The organism is Halorubrum tebenquichense DSM 14210, from assembly GCF_000337415.1.
Classification (GTDB): Archaea; Halobacteriota; Halobacteria; order Halobacteriales; family Haloferacaceae; genus Halorubrum; species Halorubrum tebenquichense.
Window position 1 is genome coordinate 45,221 of the sequence record NZ_AOJD01000021.1, and the last position, 22,992, is coordinate 68,212.

Sequence of the window (22,992 nt, forward strand, 5' to 3'; positions counted from 1 at the left end):
TTTCCCCCAGCTCCCGTCCCTCACCCTCGTCGTTCCGACGACGAGTGCGATCGGTCGCGTCGCGGTTTCGGTTCCTGTTCGATCCCGCTTCTTTTTTTGCCCCCGGCGACACTCCCCGCCATGGTAACGGTACGGGCCCCCGCGACGAGCGCGAACCTCGGCAGCGGCTTCGACGTGTTCGGGACGGCCCTCTCGCGGCCGGCGGACGTCGTCACGGTGGAGAAGGCGGCCGAGACGACGATCGAGGTCACGGGCGTCGGCGCGCAGTACATCCCGGAGGACCCCGAGAAGAACACCGTCGGAGCCGTCGTCGAGGCGCTCGACGCGCCGGCGCGGATCCACATCGACAAGGGCGTCCGCCCGGCGTCCGGGCTCGGCTCCTCGGCCGCGAGCGCCGCGGGCGCGGCGGTCGCGCTCAACCGGCTGTACGACCGCGGGCTCTCCCGGAAGGAACTGGTCCCGATCGCCGCGGAGGGCGAGGCGGTCGTCTCCGGCGTCGCGCACTCGGACAACGTCGCGCCCTCGATCCTCGGCGGCTTCACCGTGACGACCGCCGAGGGGACGCGGTCGGTCGACGCCGCGATTCCCCTCGTCGTCTGCCTGCCGGACGTCGCGGTCTCGACCCGGGACGCGCGCCGGGTCGTCCCCGAGACCGCCCCGATGGACGACCTCGTCGAGACGGTCGGCAACGCGGCGACGCTGGCGATCGGGATGTGCCGGTCGGACCCCGACCTCGTCGGCCTCGGCATGGACGACCCCGTGGTCACCCCCGAGCGCGCCCGCCTGATCACGGGCTACGACGAGGTGCGCGAGCGCGCCTTCGACGCCGGAGCCACGGGGGTCACCGTCAGCGGGGCCGGGCCCGCGGTGATCGCGGCCTGCCGCGACCGCGACCGCAGGAGGGTCGCCGCCGCGATGCTCGACGCCTTCGACGGGGCGGGGATCGAGGCGCGCGCCTACCAGAGCCGGATCGGCCGCGGTTCGACGATTCTCGACGAGTAGTCGGCGGACGCGACGCGTCGCGCGATCGTACGGAACCCGGGCGAGGCCGACCGCGCGGAGCCCGGGCGAGGCCGACCGCGGTTCACTCGTTTTGAACGAACTCGCCCGAGCAGTCGTACTCGATCATCTCGAACTCGTTGGCGGCCTGAACGCTCCCGTTGTACGGGTCGGTCCGCTCGTACAGCTGGTAGACCGTAAGGTTCTCGACACCCGTCGCGTGGGTCCGATTCCACTCGGCACAGAGGTAGTTCGCGAGGTACGAGCGGTGCTTCTCGTTGTCCCCCGAGTAGACGTTCGAGAGGTACTTGCGCCAGCGCGCGGAGGGGTAGGTCGCGTCGACGTCCGGCGGCCGGTCCATGGAGACCTCGCCGTCGTGGAGCACGTCGCGTTCGCTCCCGTTTTCGAGGACGCCGGGCGCGGCGAACCACCGCGTCGTGCGGACCGGCTCGGGCGCGAACATCTTCCAGTGCTGGTCCATCTCGACGGCCTCTAACACCTCCTCGCCGCGGTCCGGAACCTCGCCGTAGCCGACCGACTGCGCGCTCGAGAGGACGATCAACACGACGAAGAAGACGGGAATGACCGTCGAGAAGAGCGGACGGCTCCGTTCGACGCCCGCCCGGACGCCGGCCGAGAGGCCGGCGAGCCGGTCGCCCCGCGTCGGCCGGAGCAGCGACCGGTCGAGGGAGGCGACCGTCCCCCCGACGGATTCGAGCCGCGCGCGCCACCGATCGAGGGCCGCCGACGGCCCGAACCGGGCGACCGCGCGCGCCGCGGCGTCCCAGACCGGCGTCTGGTAGAACGGGACGAAGCCGACGACGGCGATGATTGGGAACAGGTCGATCCGCATCGTGACCGCCATCCCGAGGTGGGTGCCGACGAACAGCGATGCGACCGCGGCGCGCGGAAAGCCCGTGAGGAGGATCAGAAGCGGCGAGGCGAAGAGCAGGACAACCCACACGTACGTGGCCGCGCGCAGCAGTCCGGGGAACGCCGTGATGTGGTCGCCGAGGAGGTAGGTGAAGTGGTCCGCCTGCATGACGTACGCGACCGCCTCGCCGCCCATCCAGAGGTCCCCCTCTAGCTTGTGGACGCCGTTCGTCACGTACATCACCAGCATCTGGAGGAGCAGTCCAAGCGAGGCGACCGTCGCCACGGCGGGCCCGCGCCGCCCTCCGGCTGAGGGATCGGGTTCCGACGCCGCCTCGTCGGCGTCCGCTCGCCTGACCGCGTCGACCGACCAGCGCGCTCCGAGTGGGAGGAAGATACCCCAGAAGAGCAGCATCGGTAGCAGGGCGTCGCCCGCGTTCAACACCATCGGGTTCCGGACCTGGAGAGAGAGGAGCAGCAGCCACGAGACGGCCGTCGCGAGCCGCGTCCGGTAGCCGACGGCCAGCGCGAGGGCGACGACGCCCGCGACAGCGAACAGCGACGCGACGGCCCACGGTTCGCCCGAGAGCGCGTGGAGCGAGTACACCTCCGAGTAGTCGGCGAACAGCGCGCGCCGCGGCAGCACGCCGTAGTCGGTGTAGAAGGCGGAGAGCGACCGCGAGCGACGGAGCAGATCGGCGATCAGCACGGCACCGAGCCCGGTCCGGAAGGCGGCGAGCGCGCGCGGATCGACCGAACTCCGCGCGGCGACCGCCGCCGAGACCCGTCGAACGACGGCCGAGAACCGCGACCGGACGGTCGCGAGAGAGGGGGTTCGAGCCATGTGCGTGTGATGAGGCCTCGTAGGGAGGGACGGACAGATATCGGAATAAGCTTTCCGCACGCCGGACCGAGTCGGTCCGTCCGGGCGCGGGACGCGGCCCGATCGCACCGGAATCCTGAACTGCGGCGGCGGCGTACGGTTACAGGTGATGGACGGGGACATCCCGGAGGACGCCGCGGTCATCCTCTTCGACGGCGTCTGTAACCTCTGTAGCGGGTTCGTACAGTTCGTCGTCCCCCGCGACCCGGAGGGGAAGTACCGGTTCGCCTCCCTCCAGTCCGATGTCGGACGGGAGCTGCTGGCCGAACACGGGCTCCCGACGGACGAGATCGAGTCGATCGTCCTGATCGAGGACGGCGAGAGCTACGTGAAGTCGGCGGCGGTCATCCGGATCGCGGCCGGGCTCGGCGGCCGCTACCGGCTGCTCTCCCCGTTCCGATACGTCCCCGCGCCGGTCCGCGACCGCGTATACGACTTCGTCGCCGAGCATCGGTACCAGTGGTTCGGCAAGAAAGACCGGTGTATGATCCCGTCGGGGAACGTGGAGTCGCGGTTCGTCGAGTGATGGCGGCGGTCAGTCCGCGCCGCGTCGCTCGTAGGTGACGAACGCGAGGTCCCCCTCCGTCTCGCGGTCGACCTCGGTCCACGACTCGGCGTCCCACTCGGGGAAGCGAACGTCGCCGTCGGGACGTTCGGGGATCTCGGTTATCACCATCCGGTCGGCGGTATCGAGGAACTGCTCGTACACCGTCGCGCCGCCGATGACGTAGACGGCGTCGACGCCGCGGGCGGCGGCGTCCGCGGTCGCGCGGGCGAGCGCCTCGTCGAGGTCGTTGGCGACGACCGCGCCGTCCGGGAGGTCGGCGTCGTCCATCGGTCGGGTCGTCACCACGACGCTGGTTCGGTCGGGGAGCGGGCCGCCGATCCGCTCGGCGATCCCCTCGTAGGTCGTCCGGCCGACGATCACCGGGTGGTCGGTCGTGACCCGCTTGAAGTGCGCCAGGTCCGCGGGGTAGTGCCACGGCATCCCGTCGTCACCGCCGATGACGCCGTTCTCGGCGACCGCGGCGACGAGGACGAGGTCGGGGGCCGACTCGGCGTCCGGGTCGACCGCGTCGTCCCCGTCGTCTCCGTCGCCCGCCATCACTCCGCGACCGCGAACGAGATGCCGTCCGCGGAGTCGTAGTCGACGAGTTCGACGTCGTCGTAGGTCAGCTCGTCGAGCGGCTCGTCGGCGATCTCGATCCGCGGGCGGTCGCGGGGCGTCCGCGAGAGCTGTTCGAGCAGGCCGGGGACGTGGTCGTACCCCTCCTGCCCGTTCGGCTCGTCGGGCGCGGTGCGCTCGACCCAACTTTTCACGTCGAGGTACCCCTCCTTGCTCTCGACGTTCGCGAGCCGCTCTTGGACGTATCGGAGGTTGTTGGCGTACCACTTCCCGCGGTCGCCGCGGCCGCAGTAGACGTGGGCGTCGACGACGGTGTGGCCGAACTCGCCGACCTCGAAGCCGGTCCGCTGCGCGAGCGCGTTCGCGAGGAGAGCGTACGCCGCGATGTTGAACGGGACGCCGAGCGCGATGTCGCCCGAGCGCTGGGTGAGGTGGAGGTTGAGCCGGCCGTCCTGGACGTTCACCACGAAGGTGTAGTGACAGGGCGGCAGCGTCGACACCGCGGCGTTCGCCGGGTGCCACGCGTTCACGACCATCCGGCGCGAGTGCGGGTTCTCCGCTAAGGTGTCGAGGACGTACTGGATCTGGTCGAACGTGCGGCGTTCCGTCCCGTCGTCGGCCTCCTCTACCGTGACCCAGCGCTGCGCGTCGTCGGGCCACGTCTCGCCGGGGAGCGCGGCGTCCTCGTCCGGGACTGGGTATCGTCGCCAGAACCGGCCGTACGCGGTGTCGAGCTTCCCCTCCTCGTCGGCCCACGCGTCCCAGATCTTCGTCTCCTCGCGGAGGTTCCGGATGTGCTCCTCGCCGGAGAGGTACCACAGCACCTCGTGGATGAGCGAGTTCCACCGGTAGCCGTCCATCTTCTTCGTGGTCAGGAGCGGGAAGCCCTCCGCGAGGTCGATCGTGTACTGCCCGCTGAACGTCGCGACGGTGTCGACGCCGGTCCGGTTCGGCTTGTACGTGCCGGTCGAGAGCGCGTCGTCGACGAGGTCGAGGTACTGTTGCATGGTGGGGTGCGCGCGCCGGGACCGGTCCGGTCGCCGGCGCGGACTGTTGTCGGATGAAACGAGTCGGGACACCTAATAACGTTGATCCAGCCGGCGACGATTCACCGATACCGCTCGGGGAGGTACGGGTCGAGCGCGTCCGGGAGAACCGGGATCAGGAGCGCCGCGATCTCGGCGAGGCGTCGGCGGAGGACGGTGTACACGAGCGCGACCGCGAGCGTGCCGATCACGACCGCGCGGAGCGGCGGCTCGACTAAGAGGAGGAGGGGGACCGACAGCCCGGCGGAGAGCGCGAGGTCCTCGACCGCGCCGTCGTATCTGACGCCGCGGCGCGGGGCGATCCACGTCCCGCGATGGTGGTCGTACACCGCGCGGTCGGAGTTCCCCTCCCACGGCCGCAGCTCCAGCCCGCCGCCGTACATGTCGGCGACGCTGTGGACCGCCGCGCCGAGGAGGAAGAGGGCGGCGGCCACGGTGGCCGCCGAGGTGGCCAGCACGGCCGCGAGGAGCGCCGGGACCGAGAGGACGGAGTAGTAGACCGGGTAGTGGAGCGTCCGCCGGTGGCCGGTGTACATGTCGAGGTCGGGGAGCAGCCCGCCGAGGAACCCCGCGGCGAACCCCACAGGGGCCAGCTCCGGTGCCGTCCGCACCAGCGGGGCCGCGAGCAGCATCCCCGCCAGCACGTGGGTCGGGAGCATCATCGTATCGGAACGCAGGCGACAGGAACTTATGAGGGTGTCGAGCGACGCGGTCCTCGGAGAGGGGCCGTCGCGGGCGCGGTCCCCGCGCTCCGTTTATGTTCGCCCGGCCGAACGGGGGCGTATGCTCATGACGCCGGGACCGACCGCGGTCCCCGAACCGGTGCGCGAGGCGATGTCCCGCGAGCTGATCAACCCCGACGTGGACCCGCGGTTCCGGGAGATTTACGACCGGGTCACGGACCGGCTCGCGACGGTCTACGGCGTCGACCTCGACGTCTCCGCCGCCGACGGCGGCCGCGACGTGGTCGTCCTCGGCGGCGAGGGAATCCTCGGACTGGAGGCGGCGGTCGCCTCGCTCGTCGAGCCCGGAACCGAGGTGCTGTGCCTGTCGAACGGACTGTACGGCGAGGGGTTCGCCGACTTCGTCGAGTCGTACGGCGGCGAGGCGACGCTCGTCGACGCGCCCCGCGACGAGCCGCTCCCGCTCGACGCGCTCGACGAGGCGCTGGCGGCCGACGACGCCGACTTCGACCTCGCGACGGTGGTCCACTGCGAGACGCCGACGGGGACGCTCAACGACGTGGGGGCCGCGCTCGACCGTCTGGAGGCCGCGGACGGAGAGATACTCACGGTGGTCGACGCCGTCTCCTCGCTCGGCGGCGTCCCGGTGCCGACCGACCGGATCGACGTCTGCCTCGGCGCGTCACAGAAGTGTCTCAGCGCCCCGCCGGGGCTGGCGACGGCCGCGGTGAGCGACCGCGCGTGGGCCGCGATGGAGGCCCGCGACCCGCACTCGCTGTACGCGAACTTCCTCCCGTTCCGCGACGTGAGCGACGGGTTCCCGTACACGCACCTGACGACCGAGGTCGTCGCGCTCGACGCGGCGCTCGACCTGTGGCTGGACGAGGGACTCGACGCGGTGCAGGAGCGACACGAGACGGCGGCGAGGCGGTGTCGCGAGCGCGGCGCGGAGTTGGGGCTGGAGACGGTGCCGGACCCGGAGCGCAGTTCGCCGACCGTGACCGCCTTCGAGGTCCCGGGGCGGGCCGCGGTGCTACAGGAGCGTCTGCGCGAGGAACACGGCGTGCTGCTCGCGACGGGGCTGGGTGAGGGTGCCGAGGACATCCTCAGGGTCGGCCACATGGGCCACAACGCCCGCGTCGACCGCGTCGACGAGACGATGGACGCCCTGGAAGCGGTTTTGTGACTCTGGGTTGACGCGACTCTCTCCGAGGACACGAGCGAGACCGCCGAAGCCCCAGTCGCTCGGTGATACGTAGTTACCAACGCGGACACGACTACCGAAGCCCCAGTCGCTCGGTGATACGTAGTTACCAACGCGGACACGACTACCGAAGCCCCAGTCGCGAGGCGGACAGACGCTCGCTGCGCTCCTCGCTCAGTCGCTACCGCTCCTTCGCTGCGGTGCTTGCGTCGCCTCTGTCCGCCTCGCGACTGCCCCTTCGAGTCCCGCCCCGCCACAGCACCACAGCCTCACGCCTCCCCAGCCTCGTCGCTGGCGGTCTTCGCGTCGCTCGACCGCCAGCGACTCCCTCGCGCGTGCTGCTCGCGGCCGCCTTCGGCGGCACGCTCACAGGCACGCGCCACCGCGATCGAGAACGGTGTCGAGAGGCGGGGAGTGGGCGTCGAAACTCGGATGCCGCCTCCGGAACGCCCTTGTCCCCACCCCGGTCAGATCGGCGCATGAACCACCGAGAACTCGGCGGCGTCGGCGGCGTTAGCGAGGTCGGCTACGGGGCCTGGCAGATCGGCGGCGACTGGGGCGAGGTCACCGAAGCGGAGGCGGTCGCGGCGGTCGAGGCCGCCCGCGACGCCGGGATCGACTTCTTCGACACCGCCGACGTGTACGGCGACGGCCGGTCCGAGCGGATCGTCGGCGAGACGCTCGCGGACGAGGTCGCGGCCGGCGACGTGACGGTCGCGACGAAGGCGGGCCGCCGGCTCGACCCGCACGAGGCGGAGCGGTACACGGAGGAGAACCTCCGCCGGTTCGTGAATCGGTCGCGCGAGAATCTCGGAATGGAGACGCTGGATCTCGTCCAGCTCCACTGCCCGCCGACGGACGTCTACTACCGGCCGGAGACGTTCGACGCGCTGGCGACGCTCGCCGACGAGGGGCGGATCGCGAGCTACGGCGTCAGCGTCGAGCGCGTCGAGGAGGGGCTCAAAGCGATGGAGTACCCCGGCGTGGAGACGGTCCAGATCATCTTCAACCCCTTCCGGCAGCGTCCCGCGGAGCTGTTCCTGCAGGAGGCCGCCGCCCGCGACGTGGGCGTGATCTGTCGAGTCCCGCTCGCCTCCGGGCTGCTGACCGGCGCGCTCTCGCGCGACGACGAGTTCCCCGAGGACGACCACCGGAACTTCAACCGCGAGGGCGAGGCGTTCGACGTGGGCGAGACGTTCGCCGGCGTCCCCTTCGAGGCGGGCCTCGACGCGGTCGACGCGCTCGGCGAGCGCCTGCCCGACGACCGGCCGCTGCCGGAGTTCGCGCTGCGCTGGATCCTCGACCACGACGCGGTCTCGACCGTGATCCCGGGGTCGACGACGCCCGAACACGTCCGGTCGAACGCGGCCGCGAGCGAGGCCGACCCCCTCTCCGAGGCCGAACGCGAGGCCGCGGCCGACGTGTACGACGAACACGTCCGCGAGCACGTCCACCAGCGCTGGTGAGGCGGGGGCCGGGAGAAGATCCCCGGCGACCGCGGCGGCGAAACGCGTCCCTTTTTCCGCGCGATCGCGACCGGATCGGCAGAGACGACCGTGGAGCGCGACGGCGACGACAGCACGACGGATCCCGACGAGGGGCGCGAGCGCGACGGGGAGTCCGCCGACCGCGCGGGCGACTCGGCCTCGGAGAGCCGCGCGAGCGGTCCGATCCCCGACGACGAGCGCGAGGCCTTGGAGACCATCGCCCACGGGGCGGTGCTCACCTCGGGCGGGGTCGCGGGCCAGCGGGCGCTGACGGCCGCGACCGAGTTCGTCCTGACGCGGGGACTCGGGCCGACCGCCTACGGCGTCTACGCGCTGGCGTGGCGGATCGCGCAGTTGTGCTCCCGGCTCGTGACGTTCGGGAGCGTCCCCGCCATCCAGCGCTACCTCCCCGAGTACGCGGACGATCCGGGGCGGCGGAGCGCCGTCGCCGGCCTCGCGTACGCGACGACGGTCGGGTTCGGAGTCGCGTTCGCCGCCGGGGTCTGGGTCGCAGCGCCGGCGATTAACGCCCGGACAGTGACGGAGCCGGCGTTCCCGGGCACGATGCGCGCGTTCGGGGTCCTCGTCGGGCTGCTCGGCGTGGTGATGGTCGCGTCCGCGCTGTTCCGCGCGGTCGGGTCGGCCCGCGGCGAGATCCTCTTCAACAAGCTGCTCCGTCCCGGCGTCCGGCTCGTCGGCGCGCTCGCGGCGCTCGCGCTCGGCTACTCGGTCGTCGGCGTCGCGGGCGCGATCGTCGCCGCGACCGCGGTGCTCGCCGCGGCCGCCGTCCCGCTGTCCGCGTCGGTCACCGGCGTCAGACCGTCGATCCGGGGCGTTCGGGGGGAGGCGCGGCGGTTCTACGACCACGCGGCCCCCGTCGCGATGAGCAGCCTCGGCAAGGTGTTCCAGAACCGCGTCGACGTGCTGCTCGTCGGCGCGCTGCTGACGGCGACCGCGGCCGGGGTGTACAACGTCGTCCTCGTGGTGATCGCGGTCGCGTGGATCCCCCTGCTCTCCTTCAACCAACTCCTCCCGCCGGTCGCCTCGGAGCTGTACGCGAGCGACCGGACCGAGACGCTCAACGCCGTGTACGGCTCCGTCACGCGACAGATCGTCACCGCGGTCGTCCCCGTCATCGCCGTGATCGCGGTGTTCGGCCGAGAGATACTGGGGCTGTTCGGCGACCCGTACGTCGCCGGCTACCTGCCGCTCGTCGTCTACCTCGGCGGCGTGTTCGTCGGGAGCGCGGTCGGCGCGACAGGGTGGCTCCTCATGATGACCGACCACCAGTACGCTCGGATGGCGCTCGACTGGCTGCTCGCGGTCCTCAACGTCGGCTTGACGTACGCGTTCGTCGTCCGGTACGGGCTCGTCGGGGCCGCGCTCGGCACGTCGCTCGCCATCGCGGTTCAGAACGGGATTCAGGTCGTGCTCCTGCGACACTTCGAGGGGCTGTGGCCGTTCGACCGAACCTTCCTCCCGCCGCTCGCGGCCGGCGGCGTCGCCGTCGGCGCGATGTACGCCGTCCGCGCGCCGCTCGACGGGGCGACCGCGGTCCTCGCCGGCGCTCCGGTCGGGCTCGCCGCGTACGCGGCGTCGCTCGCGGTCCTCGGGGTCGACCCCCGCGACCGGTTCGTCGCCCGGCGGCTGGCGGGGCGGTACCGGGCCGCACTCGCGGAGCGGTTCGGGTAGCGTCGTCCGGAGGCTCGCCGGCGACCGGTGAGCGGCGAGCGGCCGCCGGCCGCGGACCGCGACGATTTATGAGCCGACCGCGACGTAAGGTGTGTATGCAAACGATCGACCGCGGGTCGGCGGGGTCGGCCCGCGTCGCGATCGTCGGCGGGATCCACGGCGACGAGCCCGCCGGCGTGCGGATAGTGAGACGCCTCGCGGACGAAATCGGTCCGGTCGAGGGCGGCGACGAGCGGACCGCCGGCGACGGAACGACCGACGGCGAGGCGGAATCGGAGGGGCTCGTCCGGCTCATCATCGCCAACGAGCCGGCGGTAGCGGCCGAGACGCGCTACACGGACGCCGACCTGAACCGGGCGTTCCCGGGCGACGCCGACAGCGACGAGTACGAGCGCGCGCTGGCGGCCCGGCTCGCGGCCGAGCTGGAAGGGTTCGACGCCGTGCTCGCGCTCCACACCTCCCACAGCGCGCCGCCGCCGTTCGCCATCTTCAGCGACCTCACGGAGTCGGTCCGGCGCACGGTCACGGGGCTGCCGGTCGACCACGTCGTCGACGCGAGCGGGCTGCGGTCGACGACGCTCGACTCCACGGTCCCGCACACCGTCTCGATCGAGGTGGGCAGGCAGGGCAGCGAGGAGGCGGTCGAGTTCGGCTACGAGGCGTGTCTCGCGTTCCTCCGCGTCCACGGCGCGCTCGCGGACGAGCCGCCGACCTTCTCGGAGACGACCGTGGTGGCCGGCCGCGAGGAGGTGCCGAAGGGGGGCGGAGAGCCCCACGTCCACTTCGCGAACTTCGAGCCGATCCCGGAGGGCGCGGTGTTCGCCGAGGACGACGTGTACACCCACCGCGTCGAGGAGCCGGGGGTGGTCCCGATCCTCGCCAGCGAGCGCGGCTACGACGACATCTTCGGCATGTACGGCCACGTCACCGGCGTCGTGAAACCGCCGGGGGAGGGCGAGAACCGCGTGTACCCGATCGACGAGGGGGACGAGAGGGGCGAGGGGGACGTGGGGGACGACGCGGACGAGTGAGAAACGGACCGGGAGAGAACGGGACGAACCGAAACTGACGGAGGCGGCGCGAACGGAACGCTCGTCGTCGCTACTTGGCGGTCGGCGTGATGTCGCCGACGGCGTCCATCACCTGGACCGCGGCGCTGGCTGCGAGGCCGCGGGCGACCTCGTCGGTGTCGGACTCGGCGATGCCGGCGTCGAGGTCCTCGGGGTCCGGCGTGAACCCGGCGGACACCGGGTGGCCCGCCGGCGGGTTGACGGCGACGGTCGCCTGCGGGCCGTTCGCGCCGACGGACAGTTCGGAGCCGACGGCGTAGCTGTCGGGGAGATACGATTCGGTTCGCGAGACGATGCCGGCGACCGCGCGCCGGAGCTGCCGTTCTTGGTCCGGAGAGAGGTCGACGGCCGCGGGCGAGCCCGCGTCCGTCACACCCGGTGCCCCGGCGTACGGGTTGTTGCCGTTCATTCGAAGACACGACTCGTACGCGGCAACGAGTCAAAAAGGCGTCGGCGGCGGCGACCGGAGCCGGCCGCCCGCGTCACAGGACCGGTTCGGACTCGCCGTAGGCGGCGATCACCACCGCGGTCGCGTAGCGGTCCGGCTCGGCGGCGACCGTCTCGACGCGCGTCTCCCGGTCCGGAAGTTCCCAGTCGCGGAGGTCGGCACCCGAGTCGAGACCCGCCCGGATCCGGTCGCGGACGCCCTCCGGGTCCTCGCCGGTCACCTCGTAGAACAGGCCGGGACCGGGACCGGTCGCCCACCCCAGCCCCGCGACCGCGTCGGGGCGGCGGCGGGGCGCGCGCTTCGACTCGGCCCCCTCGGCTCCCGCGCGGCCGCCCTCCCGGAAGTCGACCGCGTCGCCCGGGCCGACCGTCCGGCGCGCCTCGACGACCGTGAGCCGGTTCCCCGCGGGACCCAAGTCCGGTGCTTCGGAGACCGCCTCGACGGTCGCCTCGGCGGGGACGACGGAGGAGACCGCCACGAGGTTGTAGTTGTGGAGGTTCGCGTCCGCGAGCGCGGCGTCGTAGGAGGCCATCGCCGTGTCGGCGACCCCGACGCCGCCGGCGACGTGGATGGTGTTCATCGACGACAGATCGGCGACGGGCGCGGTAAGGGGTTACGAAGCGGGTCGGACGACCGTCTCGAACGGAGTCGACTGCGGTGGCGCGCGCCTGCGAGCGTGCCGCCGAAGGCGGCCGCGAGTCAGCACGCGCGAGGGAGTCGGCGGCGACCGAAGGGAGCCGCCGACGAGGCTGGGGAGGCGTGAGGTGCTGTGCGGAGCGGTGCGGGGTGGGACTCGAAGGGGCAGCCGCGTGGACGAAGACGCGCGACGTAAGGACCGCAAGGAGCGAGCGGAGTGAGCGACTGAGGACCGCAACGAGCGCATCGAGTCCTCGCGGCTGGGGCTTCGGTAGTCGTGTTCACAACATCACCCGCGTCGTAGCGAGCGGCTGGGGCTTTGGACGTGTCCGCTGTCAATAATTCGTCGACAGAAACGCTACAGAACTCAAAATCGACCGCCGGCCGACACGTCTAGTACTGGTAGTTGATGACCTGCTCGTCCTCGGTGTCGGCGTCCCGAAGCTTGTCGCGGGCGGCCTCGAAGTCCGCCTGCCGCACCTCGGTGCGACCGTCGCGGATGGCGAACATCCCGGCCTCGGTCGCCAGCGAGGCGATGTCAGCGCCGCTGTACCCGTCGAGGTCGCTCGCGACGACGCCGAGGTCGATGTCGTCGGCGACGTTCATGTCCCGCGTGTGGATCTCGAGGATGCGCTCGCGGCCCTCCGGGCCGGGCTCGGGCACCTCGATGAGGCGGTCGAAGCGGCCGGGGCGGAGTATCGCCTCGTCGAGCATGTCGAAGCGGTTGGTCGCGGCCATGATCCGGATCTCGCCGCGGTCGTCGAAGCCGTCCATCTCCGAAAGGAGCTGCATCATCGTCCGCTGGACCTCGGCGTCGCCCGAGGTCTTCGAGTCGGTCCGCTTGGCGGCGACGGCGTCGATCTCGTCGATGAAGATGACCGCGGGTTCGCGCTCGGCGGCGAGTTCGAACAGGTCGCGGACGAGCCGCGCGCCCTCGCCGATGAACTTCCGGACGAGCTCCGAGCCGGCCATCTTGATGAACGTCGCGTCCGACTCGTTGGCGACCGCCTTCGCCAGCATCGTCTTCCCGGTGCCCGGCGGGCCGTGGAGGAGGACGCCGCTCGGGGGTTCGACGCCCACCTTCTCGAACTGCTCGGGGTTTTCGAGCGGGTCCTCGACCGCCTCGCGGACCTCCCGGATCTGGTCGTCGATCCCGCCGATGTCGGCGTAGGTGACGTCCGGGGACTCGGTGACCTCCATCGCCTGCGCCCGGGAGTCGGTCTCGTCGTCGAGCACCTGCTGGACCGCGAAGGAGTCGTTGATCGCGACGCGGTCGCCGGGACGGAGGTCCTCGTCGAGCCGCGAGGCGGCCTGCGTGAGCACCTCCTGGTTGTTGCCGTGCTGTTTGATGACGACGCCGTCGTCGGTGATCTCCTCGACGGAGGCGATATACAGCGAGGAGGTCTTCAGCACCTCGTTCTCGCGTTTCAGCTGCTCGACGTCGTCCTTCAGCTCGCCGCGGCGTCCCTCGGCGTCGGCGAGCCGGTCCTCTAATTCCTCGTTCACCTGAACGATCCGCCGGAAGTGCTGGCGGATCGCTTCCAGCCGCTCCGCGTCGCTCATCTCGGGGTCGAGCTCCAACCGCGGGCGGTCGGGCAGTGAGGGGCTGTGAGACATTCGTTATGCTCGGATAAGATGCGGGCGTAAATGTGCCTTTGGGTCACGGAGAGACCGTTGGCTCGGCGAGCGCGACGCCGCGGGCCCGATCGTCGCGCGCCTCTCTCGCGTGGGCGACAGCCGGATATCAGATCGAGTAATCAGAGGTGAAGTTTTTAACTCAAGACGGGGCAAGGCCACCGTATGGACGCACGCACGGCGGACGGACGCGCCGGCCCGGCACTCGCGAACCGAGAGCCGCGGACCGGGAGGACCCTCCCATGACGGAGGCTCCGGACGCGACCGTCCTCGCAGTCGACGACGAGCCGGACCTCGCGGAGCTGTACCGGGTGTACCTCGACCCGGCCTACGACGTACGGATCGCGACCGGCGGTCAGGAGGCGATCGACGCGATGGACGACGCGGTCGACGTCGTCCTCCTCGATCGCCGGATGCCCGACATGTCGGGCCACGAGGTGTTATCGGAGATCCGCGGCGAGGGGTACGACGCCCGCGTGGCGATGCTGACCGCGGTCGAGCCGGACGTCGACATCGTCGAGATGCCGTTCGACGACTACAAGACGAAGCCGGTCACCAAGGAAGACCTCCTCACGCTCGTCGAGGTGCTCCTCCACCGGGCCGCCTTCGACGAGCAGAGCCAGGAGTTCTTCGCGCTCGCCTCGAAGAAGGCGGCGCTGGAGGCCGCCGGCACGACCAACTCCGAGGAGTACGAGGAGCTCATCGAGCGGATGGAGTCCGTTCGCGTCGAGGTCGACGACACGCTCGATCACCTCTCCGCGCGGGACGCGTTCGTCGAGGTCCCCGGCGAAGTGCCGTAGCGCGGGGCGCGACCGCCCACAGGCCGATTACTCGATTCGAAGGTCGCCGTCCGTTCCCGATTCGCTGGCGTCTTCGTCCCACTCCAGTTCGAACTCGACGCTGAGCTCGCCCGGCCCGTCGGCGGGCCCCTCGCGCTCCGCCTTCACCTCGAAGGTCGGGCGGGCGGGCGGGTCGAGGGTCGTCGACTCGTCGCCGCGCGCCAGCGTGATGGCGTCGCCCGCGTCCAGCGAGTCCGCGACCGTTCGAAGGTACGCGGCGATCTCCTCGCGGCTCCGGCGGCGCTCCGACTCGAAGAGGACTTCCTCTGTCATACCCGCCCGTAGGCGGCGGCGGAAGATAAACCTCGCCGCGCCGCGGTTCGGAAGCGCCGCCCCGGACCGTTTTGTGGTACCGGGTCGAACTCCCGCGGTGTGTCCCTCCCCGACCCGCTCCGCACGGCCGTCGCCGTCGCCGTCTACTGGACGGCGATCGCCCTCGGCGGGAGCGTGCTCCTCGCCGCCCCGACGAGCCCGCTCGTCACGATCCCGGTCCTCGGCGGCGGCGCGGTCGTCGCGCACGCGGCTCGCGCCGACCGGCTCGTCGAACTCGGCTACGCGGTCGGGACGATGTGGGTCGCCGTGCTCGCGCTGTCGCTCGGCGGTGGCGTCGTCGATTTGGTCGCGGCTCCCGACGGACAGATCGCGCCGCTGGCGGACTACCCGGTCCCCGCCGCGATCGGGACGGTCGGGCTGTTCGGCGTCCTCCTCGTCGCGTACGCGGCGTTCCTCCGCCGGAGCGCCGAGCGCGACGCCGCCGAGTCCGGGGGGAACCGGTCGACTCCTTAGAACCCGTCCTCGAAGACGAACGTCCCAGTTACACCTTCTTCCCGGCCTCGCTCCGCTCGGCCGGCAAAAATCTGTACCAAAAAACCGCACACCCGAGGACGACCAATCGACCCGAACGAAGATCAATCAACCCGAACGCCGACCGCCTCAGAACCCGTCCTCGAAGACGAACGTCCCGTTCCGCTGGACGACCTCGCCGTCGACCTCGATGACGGAGTCCTCGCTCATGTCGACGATCATGTCGACGTGCTCGGCGGACTCGTTGACCGCGTTCTCCTCGCCGACCGTCTCGGGGTACGCGGAGCCGACCGCCATGTGGACGGTGTCGCCCATCTTCTCGTCGAACAGCATGTTGTAGGTGAACCGGTCGATCTGGCGGTTCATCCCGATGCCGAGTTCGCCGAGGTGGCGCGACCCCTCGTCGGTGTCGAGGATACCGGAGAGGAGGTCCTCGTTGCGCTCGGCGGAGTGCGAGACGACCTCGCCGTCCTCGAAGCGCAGGCGGACGCCGTCGATCTCACGGCCGTAGCGGTACAGCGGGAGATCGAAGTGCACCTCGCCGTCGACGCCGTCGCGCGTCGGCGCGGTGAACACCTCGCCGCCCGGGAGGTTCGCCTCGCCGTAGTCGTTGAGCGTCGAGTTGCCCGACACGTCCAGCGTGAGGTCGGTCTCGTCGCCCGACGCGATCCGCACCTCGTCGGCGTCGTCGAGGATCTCGACCATGTTCGACTGGAACTCGCGCTGTTCGTCCCAGTCGAGGGAGACGGCGTCCCAGACGAAGTTCTCGTACGCCTCGGTGCTCATCCCGGCGAGCTGCGCGTGGCTCGCGGTCGGGTACTGGGTGAGACACCACGTCTTCGAGAGGCGCGTCCGCTTGACGTCCTCCATCGCGCGGTTGTACGCGGCGTTCGTCTCGGGGTCGACGTCGGCGTCCTCGGTGGCGTTCGCGCCGCCGCGCGCGATGACGAAGGCGTCGGCCTCCTCGTAGAGCGCGCGCCGGTGGCTCGGCTCCGTGAACTCGTCGGCGGAGCGCTTGAAGGCACGCTGGGCGCGCTTCGAGTAGTTGAGGTACACCGGGTTCGCGCCGCGGTCGCCGCAGACCTCGTGGAGCGCGACCGCGAGGTCCTCGGCCTCCTTGGGCAGCTGGATGACCACGTCGTCGCCCGACTCGATGCCGGTGGAGTGGTCGGCGATGATCTCGGCGTGTTCGCGTACGCGTGCGTCCATGTCGTCGGGTTTCGCGGCCGGGGAATTACCGCTTTTCCTTCCGGCGCGTCGGGCGGGGGACCGCGAGAGCCGCGAGGACCGCCGCGACGCGCCCCGGCCGCAACGCGTTTGCCCCGCCGCCGCGTAGTCCCGTGTATGTCTCGGCTGGCGTTCCGCGGGGCCGCGGCGGCGGTCGGCGTCGTCCTGCTCGCCGCCTACCTGACCGCGGCGCTGTTCGTCGCCGACCTGCTGCGGGCGGTCTGGGCGGCCCGCCCCGACCTCCCGGTCCTCCTCGCGCTGCTGGCCGCCGGCGCGCTCGGCTCGGCGTACCTCAGTTACCGGGTCGGGACCGCGCAGGTTCTCGCGAGCCTCGACGGCGACCGGCTGCCCCGGGAGCGCGCGCCGGACCTCCACCGTCGGGTCGACGCGCTCGCGGCCCGGATGGAGGTCGCGCGGCCGACGCTGTACGTCACGGACACGCGCGCGCCGAACGCGTTCGCGGTCGGCGGCGGGTCGGGCGGCGGCGCGCTGGTGGTCGACCGGTCGCTGTTCCGGCTGCTCTCCGCCCGCGAGATCGAGGCCATCCTCGCGCACGAGCTGGCACACTTGGAACGGCGCGACGGGTTCGCGGTCGCGATGGCCGACGGGATCGGGCGCTCGGCGGTCGGACTCGCCACCGTGGCCGCGCTGCCGGCGCTGCTCGCGCTGTCTGGGCTCGCCGCCGCCTCGGCGTGGATCCGGGGTCGACCGAGCGACCGGTCCGGACCGTTCGCGCGGCTCCACCGCGCGCTCGCCGGGGGGCTGTTCGCGGGGTTCGTCCTGACGACGCTCCTCTCGCGGTCGCGGTCGCGCAAGCGGGAGTTCGCCGCGGACGACCGCGCGGCCGAGGTGACCCGCGACCCGATGGCGCTCGCGCGGGCGCTCCGCCGGATCGAGCGCGCGACCGAGCCGACGTGGCCACTCGCGCCGTTCTCGACGCACAAGCGGACCGAGGACGCGGCCGAGCGGTGGCTGTCGACCCACCCGGCGACGGACGAGCGCGTCGAGCGGTTGCGGCGACGGGCCGAGTCGCAGGGGCCGACACGGCGGATCCCGGCCGGGCCGTCGGGCCGAACCGGCAGGCGCGAGCGAGCGTATCGGTGAGTCCGGCGTCCCACGGTCCCCAAATTCGTGCGGTGGCGCGTGCCTGCGAGCGTGCCGCCGAAGGCGGCCGCGAGGCAGCACGCGCGAGGGACGCGGCGACCGGAGCGAAGCGAAGGGAGCCGCGAGGCTGGGGAGGCGTGAGGCGCGGTCGCTGTGCGGGGCGGGACTCGAAGGGGCAGCCGGGAGGCGAGGCGCAGGCGACGTAAGCACTGGAAGGAGCGAGCAACGCGAGCGACTGAAGCGCGCAACGAGCGTGCGCCTCGCCTCCCGGCTGGGGCTTCGGTGGTCTCAGTCGCTGATTTCGTTGTCCTCTAACGAGTGTCTGGGGCTTCGGTGGACTCAGTCACCGAGTTCGGCGTCCCGTAATAACCATCTAAGACTTCGCTGACCGCGTCTCAGGCGATGTCGCGGTCCTCGTCGGCGTGCGCGCGGACCCACAGCCGGCCGATCCGGGAGAGGCTCGTCCGGTAGGACTTCCCGTGTTCCTCGCGCTCGATGTACCCCTTCCCGCCGGGGCCGAGCCGGTCGACGTTGTAGATGACCTTCGAGCGGAACGAGTCGGTGTACTCCTCGTTGAGCTCGTCGGCGAGCGTCTCCGCCAGCTCCGAGACGGACTCGAACTCCCCGTGTTCGCCGAGCGTGAACAACACCAGCTCCTCGAACGGCTTGACGTTCTGGAAGGAGGCGACCGGGAGCTCAATGACGTGGCTGTCGCCGATGCGCTTCGCGCCGATGGTCGTGCCGCGCTCGTCGAACTCCGCGAGCAGGTCGGTGGTGCTCGCCAGCCGGTCGGAGACGCGGTCGGGGTCGACGCCGGCCTCGGCGAGCGCGTCGTCGCTCCCGGCGTCGAGGTCCCGCAGGAGGTCCCGCGTCGCGCGCAGCTCCTCGGCGAGTTCGGTCTCCAAGTACTTCTCGGGGGCCGTGTAGTAGGTGTGGATGCGGTCGCGGTCCGCCTGTCGCTCGACCATGATCGAGTGGGCCGCGGTCGCGAACGCGAAGGAGACGGGACGGGGCATCGAACAGAGGTTCACCCACACCTCGCGCTCGTCGGCCGGGGCGGCGGGCTCGTCGCCGTCCGCCGTCGGCGCGCCGTCGCGGTCCAGCTCCGCGTTGATCAGGTCGTAAGCGCGCTCGAAGGCGGCGTCGTAGTCGTACACGTCGGTCAGCTTCTCCCGTACCGTCTCCGCGCCGAGCAGGTTCCGGAAGTCCTGTTCGAGCTTCCGCGCGATGTTGCGCGAGTACTCGACGTTGCCCTCGCTGCCGACCGTCCCCTCCAGCAGGATCACCCGGTCGACGTCGAACTGGTCCCGGATGAGGGGGGCGATCATCCGGTCGTAGTCGAAGCCGACCGGCACGATGTGGGTCTGCATACGCACCTCGTAGCGGTGCCGTTCATAAAAACAACCACTTCGCGCTCGCGGTCCGTCTCCCCGAACGGTCCGAGGCGACCGCTCGCCGGTCGGAGGGACCCGACCGCCGACGGATTTAGCGGTCCTCTCCCGTCCGAAACGAGAGGTCCAGCGTCGGCGCGGAGTGGGTGAGGCCGCCCATCGAGATCACGTCGACCCCGGTCGTGGCGTACTCCGGCACGGTCTCGACCGTGATCCCGCCGGAGGCCTCCGTCAGCGCGTCCGCGTCGCTAGCCGCCACGAGGTCGACGGCCTCCCTCGTCTCCGCCGGGGACATGTTGTCCAGGAGGACCACGTCGGCACCGGCCGCCGCGGCGCGCGCGGCGTCTTCCGGGTCCTCCACCTCGACGTCGAGGGCGGTGGCAAAGGAGGCGCGCTCGCGGAAGTGCTCTGTCGCGTCCACCAGCCCCATCTCGGCGACGTGGTTGTCCTTCACCATCACCATGTGCGAGAGGTCCAGCCGGTGGGTGTCGCCGCCGCCCGCCGCGACGGCCCGCTTCTCGACTCCGCGCAGGCCAGGCGTGGTCTTGCGCGTCGCCGCGATGCGCACGTCGCCGTCGACCTCGCGCGCGGCCGACACGGCGGCGGCGGTCTTCGTCGCGACGCCGGAGGCGTGGCCGGCGACGTTCACCGCGACGCGCTCGCCGCGCAGGACCGCCCGCGCCGGTCCCGCCACCCGCAAAATCGCGTCGCCGGGTTCGACGGCGGTCCCGTCGGCGAGTCGCTCGGTCACGGTCGCGTCGAGGTAGTCGAAGACCGCGCTCGCGGCGTCGACTCCCGCGGCGACGCCGGCCTCCTTGGCCACGAGCCGGCCGGTCGTCTCGCCGGGCACCTGGTTGGTCACGTCGTGGTGACCCACGTCCTCCCGGAGCCACCGCTCGATGTCGCCGTCCGTGAGCATCAGTCGTCGGCCGGCCCGGGCTCGGCCGGCTCGGCCGCGTCGGTCCGGTAGTGGGTCCCGACGCTCCGCTCGTTCGCCAGCGCCTGCCGAGTCACCAGCAGCGCCGTCACGGTCGCGTTGCGCAGCTCGTACAGCGAGCGTGAGGTCCGCGTCCGAACGTACGCGTCGACTTCGCCCTTGAGCCGGCGCAGGACGCCCAGCGCCCGGTTCAGGTCGTCGGCGTCGCGCTCGATCCCGACGCAGTCGTCCATCACGCGGCGCAGGCGGCGGAACTTCTGGCGGGCGAAGTCGTCCGGAAGCGCCGGGTCGCGGTCCAGCAGGGCCGGCGTCTCGACGGCCTCGGGGTCGGCGTCGCCCGCGGCCGCGTCGGCCGCGTCCGCGCCGGCGCGCAACCCCCAGACCAGCCCTTCGAGCAGGCTCGTGGACGCGAGCCGGTTCGCGCCGTGGACGCCGGTGCGCGCGCACTCGCCGACGGCGTAGAGCCGGTCGAGGCTCGTCCGCCCGCGGTCGTCCACGGCGACGCCGCCACAGAGGAAGTGTTCGGCCGGCGCGACCGGGATCCCGCGGGTCCAGTCGACGCCCCTGTCCTCGCACTTCCCGGCGAGGCCGGGGAACTCGTCGGCGAAGTCCAGCGGCTCCACGTCGAGGACCACCGATCCCGTCGCCTCGCGCTCCCGATCGACCGCGCGGGCGACCACGTCCCGCGGCGCGAGCTCCGCGTCCGGGTGGTAGTCCGGCATGAAGCGCTCGCCGTCGCCGTTCCGGAGGAGAGCCCCCTCCCCCCTGACGGCCTCGCTGACGAGGAAGCCGTCCTCGTCCGGCCCGGCGGCGTACGCGGTCGGGTGGAACTGGACGAACTCCGCGTCCGTCACCGTCGCGCCGGCGAGGGCGGCCATGGCGATACCGTCGCCCGTGGCCCCCGCGGGGTTCGTGGATCGGGCGAAGAGGTCGCCGACCCCGCCGGTCGCCAGCACGGTCGCGCCGGCGTAGACGGGGGTGCGGTCGCCCTCGGACTCCACGACTGCGCCGTGGATCCGTCCCTCGTGTCCGATCAGCTCCAGCGCGGCGGTGTCGGTCCGCAGCTCCGCGTCCGCGCGGTTGTCGAGGTGGTTCAACAGTGGGACGTGGACGTGTTTGCCCGTCTCCGCACCGACGTGGAGGATGCGGTCCTCGGTGTGAGCCGCCTCGCGGCCGAAGTCGAAGCCGCCGTCGCGGTCGGCGAACTCGGCGGCGGTTTCCGGGGGGTTCGCGCCGGCGGCCGCGTCCGTGCCGACGGAACCGTCCGCACCGCCGTCGAAGGTCACGTCCAGCGTCTCGACGAGCACGTCGCGCACGGCGTCGTTGGCGTTCTCGACGAGCACCTCGACGGCCTCCGGGTCGGCCGTGCCGTCGGAGGCGGCGAGGATGTCCCGCCTGAAGCGGTCCGGGTGGTCGCGGGCGACGGCGATCCCGCCCTGTGCCCACCAAGACGACGCGTCCTCGGGGCGGGTGGCCTTCGTCGCGACGACGACATCGTTCCCCTCGCGGGCCGCGGCGAGCGCCGCCGCGAGCCCGGCGATCCCCGACCCGACGACGAGCACGTCCGCGGTCTCGTGTCCGGTCATGGTCAGATCTCCAGCATTCGGTCGAGCGCGACCTCGGCGAGCTCCTTCTCCTCGGGCGCGACCTCGACGACGTTCGGCTCGCGGCCCTCGACCAGCTCCTCTAAGACCCACGCGAGGTAGTTCGGATCGATCTGGCGCATCGCGTTACAGTCCATACAGGCGTCGCCGCACAGCGGCACGACGTTCACCTCCGGGTGCCATCGCCCGAGGTGGTTGGCGAGGTGGATCTCGGTCCCGATCGCCCAGGTGTCGCCCGGGTCGGCGTCCGCGACCGTCTCGCAGATGGTCGCGGTGGAGCCGACCACGTCGGCCGCCTCGACGACCTCGCGGCGACACTCGGGGTGGACGACCACGCTGACGTCGTCGTGCTCCGCGCGGACCGACTCGACGTGCGACTCCCGGAAGCGCTCGTGGACCTGACAGTAGCCGTCCCAGAGGATCACGTCGTTCTCGACGACGTCGCTCGCGTCGACCGACTCGGGGTCCCACGGGTCCCACTCGGCGATCTCGTCTTCGAGCCCGAGCCGGTGGGCCGTGTTCTCGCCGAGGTGTTTGTCCGGGAGGAACAGCACCTTGTCGCCCCGGTCGAGGGCGTACTCGAACGCGTCGTGGGCGTTCGAGGACGTACAGACCAGCCCGCCCTGCTCGGCGCAGAACGCCTTGAGGTCGGCGTAGCTGTTCATGTAGGTGACCGGGACCACCTCCGCGTCGGTCTCGGCGGTCAGTTCCGCCCACGCCGCGTCGACCTGGAGGGCCTCTGCCATCCCGGCCATCGGACAGGACGCCTCCATGCTCGGGAGGATCACCGTCTGGTCGGGGTCGGTGATGATGTCGGCTGACTCGGCCATGAACGTGACGCCGCCGAAGACGACGTACTCGGCGTCGGCGGCGGCCGCCTCCTTGCTCAGTTGGTAGGAGTCGCCGACGAAGTCCGCGTGTTCGACGATCTCCCGTCGCTGGTAGTTGTGGCCCAAGATCACCACGTCGTCGCCGAGCGTTCGCAGCGCCGATTCGATGCGCTCCGTGCGCTCCGCTTCGGAGAGCGTTCGGTATTCGGGCGGAAGCTGTTCGAGGTTGTCGTATTTGAAGAGACTGAGATCAGTCTCGAACTCCGCAGTTTCCATTGCTGGCATCGTCGGGTACCTTCGTAACTCAGTCTGTAGAACCGAGTATTGAAAAAATCTTGTCTTCAATAACTATCGGTGATTAGAAACAGTACGCTTGGGGCCGTTCCGAAGCCGTTCGGTTCGTCTGTCTCCCCGACGCTCGGCGATGAGTGAGACGCGTCGGGGGGAATCGCGGTGCGACCGCCGAGAACACCA

At 71.3% G+C, this 22,992-nt stretch carries 22 protein-coding genes; 9 read left to right on the top strand and 13 right to left on the bottom strand.

The features are described from left to right. Positions 1-120: 120 nt before the first annotated feature. A complete protein-coding gene (locus C472_RS02180) occupies positions 121-1,002 on the top strand; it encodes a homoserine kinase (protein ID WP_006628147.1) in 882 nt (293 codons plus the stop codon). 82 nt (positions 1,003-1,084) lie between these two features. Here C472_RS02180 and C472_RS02185 read toward each other — a convergent pair whose 3' ends face one another. Next, positions 1,085-2,716, bottom strand: a complete 1,632-nt coding sequence (locus tag C472_RS02185) for an HTTM domain-containing protein (RefSeq protein WP_006628148.1) — start codon at positions 2,714-2,716, stop codon at positions 1,085-1,087. Between the two features lie 148 nt (positions 2,717-2,864). Between C472_RS02185 and C472_RS02190 the strand changes: the two genes are divergently transcribed. Continuing rightward, positions 2,865-3,281, top strand: a complete 417-nt coding sequence (locus tag C472_RS02190; RefSeq protein WP_006628149.1) for a thiol-disulfide oxidoreductase DCC family protein — start codon at positions 2,865-2,867, stop codon at positions 3,279-3,281. A gap of 9 nt (positions 3,282-3,290) precedes the next feature. On the opposite strand, the gene C472_RS02195 is transcribed toward C472_RS02190, so the two are convergent. The 3 genes from C472_RS02195 to C472_RS02205 all read right to left on the bottom strand — a co-directional run bounded on the left by C472_RS02195 (position 3,291) and on the right by C472_RS02205 (position 5,586). Next, positions 3,291-3,860, bottom strand: a complete 570-nt coding sequence (locus C472_RS02195) for a dihydrofolate reductase (protein ID WP_006628150.1) — start codon at positions 3,858-3,860, stop codon at positions 3,291-3,293. Continuing rightward, the gene (gene thyA / locus C472_RS02200) at positions 3,860-4,888 is read right to left on the bottom strand and encodes a thymidylate synthase (protein ID WP_006628151.1); all 1,029 of its coding nucleotides are present in this window, start codon (positions 4,886-4,888) and stop codon (positions 3,860-3,862) included. Before thyA ends, C472_RS02195 begins: the two co-directional genes overlap by 1 nt. Positions 4,889-4,989: 101 nt before the next feature. After that, complete coding sequence (locus tag C472_RS02205) at positions 4,990-5,586, bottom strand: metal-dependent hydrolase (protein ID WP_193788336.1); 597 nt, start codon at positions 5,584-5,586, stop codon at positions 4,990-4,992. 124 nt (positions 5,587-5,710) lie between these two features. On the opposite strand from C472_RS02205, the gene C472_RS02210 reads away from it, so the two are divergent. The 4 genes from C472_RS02210 to C472_RS02225 all read left to right on the top strand — a co-directional run bounded on the left by C472_RS02210 (position 5,711) and on the right by C472_RS02225 (position 11,024). Next, positions 5,711-6,796 carry a pyridoxal-phosphate-dependent aminotransferase family protein gene (locus tag C472_RS02210; RefSeq protein WP_006628153.1) on the top strand — a complete coding sequence of 362 codons (1,086 nt, stop codon included), beginning with the start codon at positions 5,711-5,713 and terminating at the stop codon, positions 6,794-6,796. Between the two features lie 497 nt (positions 6,797-7,293). Then, on the top strand, positions 7,294-8,280 hold the full coding sequence (locus C472_RS02215) for an aldo/keto reductase (RefSeq protein WP_006628154.1): 987 nt from the start codon (positions 7,294-7,296) through the stop codon (positions 8,278-8,280). A 90-nt stretch (positions 8,281-8,370) separates the two neighbouring features. Continuing rightward, complete coding sequence (locus C472_RS02220) at positions 8,371-9,993, top strand: lipopolysaccharide biosynthesis protein (RefSeq protein ID WP_006628155.1); 1,623 nt, start codon at positions 8,371-8,373, stop codon at positions 9,991-9,993. 95 nt (positions 9,994-10,088) lie between these two features. Next, complete coding sequence (locus C472_RS02225; protein WP_006628156.1) at positions 10,089-11,024, top strand: succinylglutamate desuccinylase/aspartoacylase domain-containing protein; 936 nt, start codon at positions 10,089-10,091, stop codon at positions 11,022-11,024. A 70-nt stretch (positions 11,025-11,094) separates the two neighbouring features. Here C472_RS02225 and C472_RS02230 read toward each other — a convergent pair whose 3' ends face one another. The 3 genes from C472_RS02230 to pan2 form a co-directional block, all read right to left on the bottom strand. Beyond that, a complete protein-coding gene (locus tag C472_RS02230) occupies positions 11,095-11,472 on the bottom strand; it encodes a DUF5811 family protein (RefSeq protein WP_006628157.1) in 378 nt (125 codons plus the stop codon). 73 nt (positions 11,473-11,545) lie between these two features. Next, positions 11,546-12,091: a pyruvoyl-dependent arginine decarboxylase gene (locus C472_RS02235; RefSeq protein WP_006628158.1), complete on the bottom strand. Its 546-nt coding sequence runs from the start codon at positions 12,089-12,091 to the stop codon at positions 11,546-11,548. Positions 12,092-12,540: 449 nt separating this feature from the next. Then, complete coding sequence (gene pan2 / locus C472_RS02240) at positions 12,541-13,764, bottom strand: proteasome-activating nucleotidase Pan2 (protein WP_006628159.1); 1,224 nt, start codon at positions 13,762-13,764, stop codon at positions 12,541-12,543. Positions 13,765-14,024: 260 nt separating this feature from the next. Here pan2 and C472_RS02245 point away from each other — a divergent pair, with 260 nt between their 5' ends. Beyond that, positions 14,025-14,582: a response regulator gene (locus C472_RS02245; RefSeq protein ID WP_006628160.1), complete on the top strand. Its 558-nt coding sequence runs from the start codon at positions 14,025-14,027 to the stop codon at positions 14,580-14,582. A 27-nt stretch (positions 14,583-14,609) separates the two neighbouring features. Here the strand turns inward: C472_RS02245 and C472_RS02250 are convergent, their stop codons facing one another. Further along, positions 14,610-14,894, bottom strand: coding sequence for an amphi-Trp domain-containing protein (locus C472_RS02250; RefSeq protein ID WP_006628161.1), 285 nt, complete (start codon positions 14,892-14,894; stop codon positions 14,610-14,612). A gap of 99 nt (positions 14,895-14,993) precedes the next feature. On the opposite strand from C472_RS02250, the gene C472_RS02255 reads away from it, so the two are divergent. Next, complete coding sequence (locus C472_RS02255; protein WP_006628162.1) at positions 14,994-15,407, top strand: hypothetical protein; 414 nt, start codon at positions 14,994-14,996, stop codon at positions 15,405-15,407. A gap of 147 nt (positions 15,408-15,554) precedes the next feature. Here the strand turns inward: C472_RS02255 and C472_RS02260 are convergent, their stop codons facing one another. After that, positions 15,555-16,634 (bottom strand): aminopeptidase, encoded by a 1,080-nt coding sequence (locus tag C472_RS02260; protein WP_006628163.1) that lies wholly within the window; start codon positions 16,632-16,634, stop codon positions 15,555-15,557. A gap of 135 nt (positions 16,635-16,769) precedes the next feature. On the opposite strand from C472_RS02260, the gene C472_RS02265 reads away from it, so the two are divergent. After that, positions 16,770-17,756, top strand: a complete 987-nt coding sequence (locus C472_RS02265) for a M48 family metallopeptidase (RefSeq protein ID WP_006628164.1) — start codon at positions 16,770-16,772, stop codon at positions 17,754-17,756. A 395-nt stretch (positions 17,757-18,151) separates the two neighbouring features. On the opposite strand, the gene C472_RS02270 is transcribed toward C472_RS02265, so the two are convergent. The 4 genes from C472_RS02270 to nadA all read right to left on the bottom strand — a co-directional run bounded on the left by C472_RS02270 (position 18,152) and on the right by nadA (position 22,803). Further along, complete coding sequence (locus tag C472_RS02270; RefSeq protein ID WP_006628165.1) at positions 18,152-19,126, bottom strand: HFX_2341 family transcriptional regulator; 975 nt, start codon at positions 19,124-19,126, stop codon at positions 18,152-18,154. Positions 19,127-19,241: 115 nt separating this feature from the next. Then, positions 19,242-20,066 carry a carboxylating nicotinate-nucleotide diphosphorylase gene (gene nadC, locus C472_RS02275; RefSeq protein WP_006628166.1) on the bottom strand — a complete coding sequence of 275 codons (825 nt, stop codon included), beginning with the start codon at positions 20,064-20,066 and terminating at the stop codon, positions 19,242-19,244. Continuing rightward, complete coding sequence (locus C472_RS02280) at positions 20,066-21,670, bottom strand: L-aspartate oxidase (protein ID WP_006628167.1); 1,605 nt, start codon at positions 21,668-21,670, stop codon at positions 20,066-20,068. The genes nadC and C472_RS02280 overlap by 1 nt, the downstream gene beginning before the upstream one ends. Positions 21,671-21,672: 2 nt before the next feature. After that, the gene (gene nadA / locus C472_RS02285) at positions 21,673-22,803 is read right to left on the bottom strand and encodes a quinolinate synthase NadA (protein WP_006628168.1); all 1,131 of its coding nucleotides are present in this window, start codon (positions 22,801-22,803) and stop codon (positions 21,673-21,675) included. Positions 22,804-22,992 lie beyond the last annotated feature (189 nt).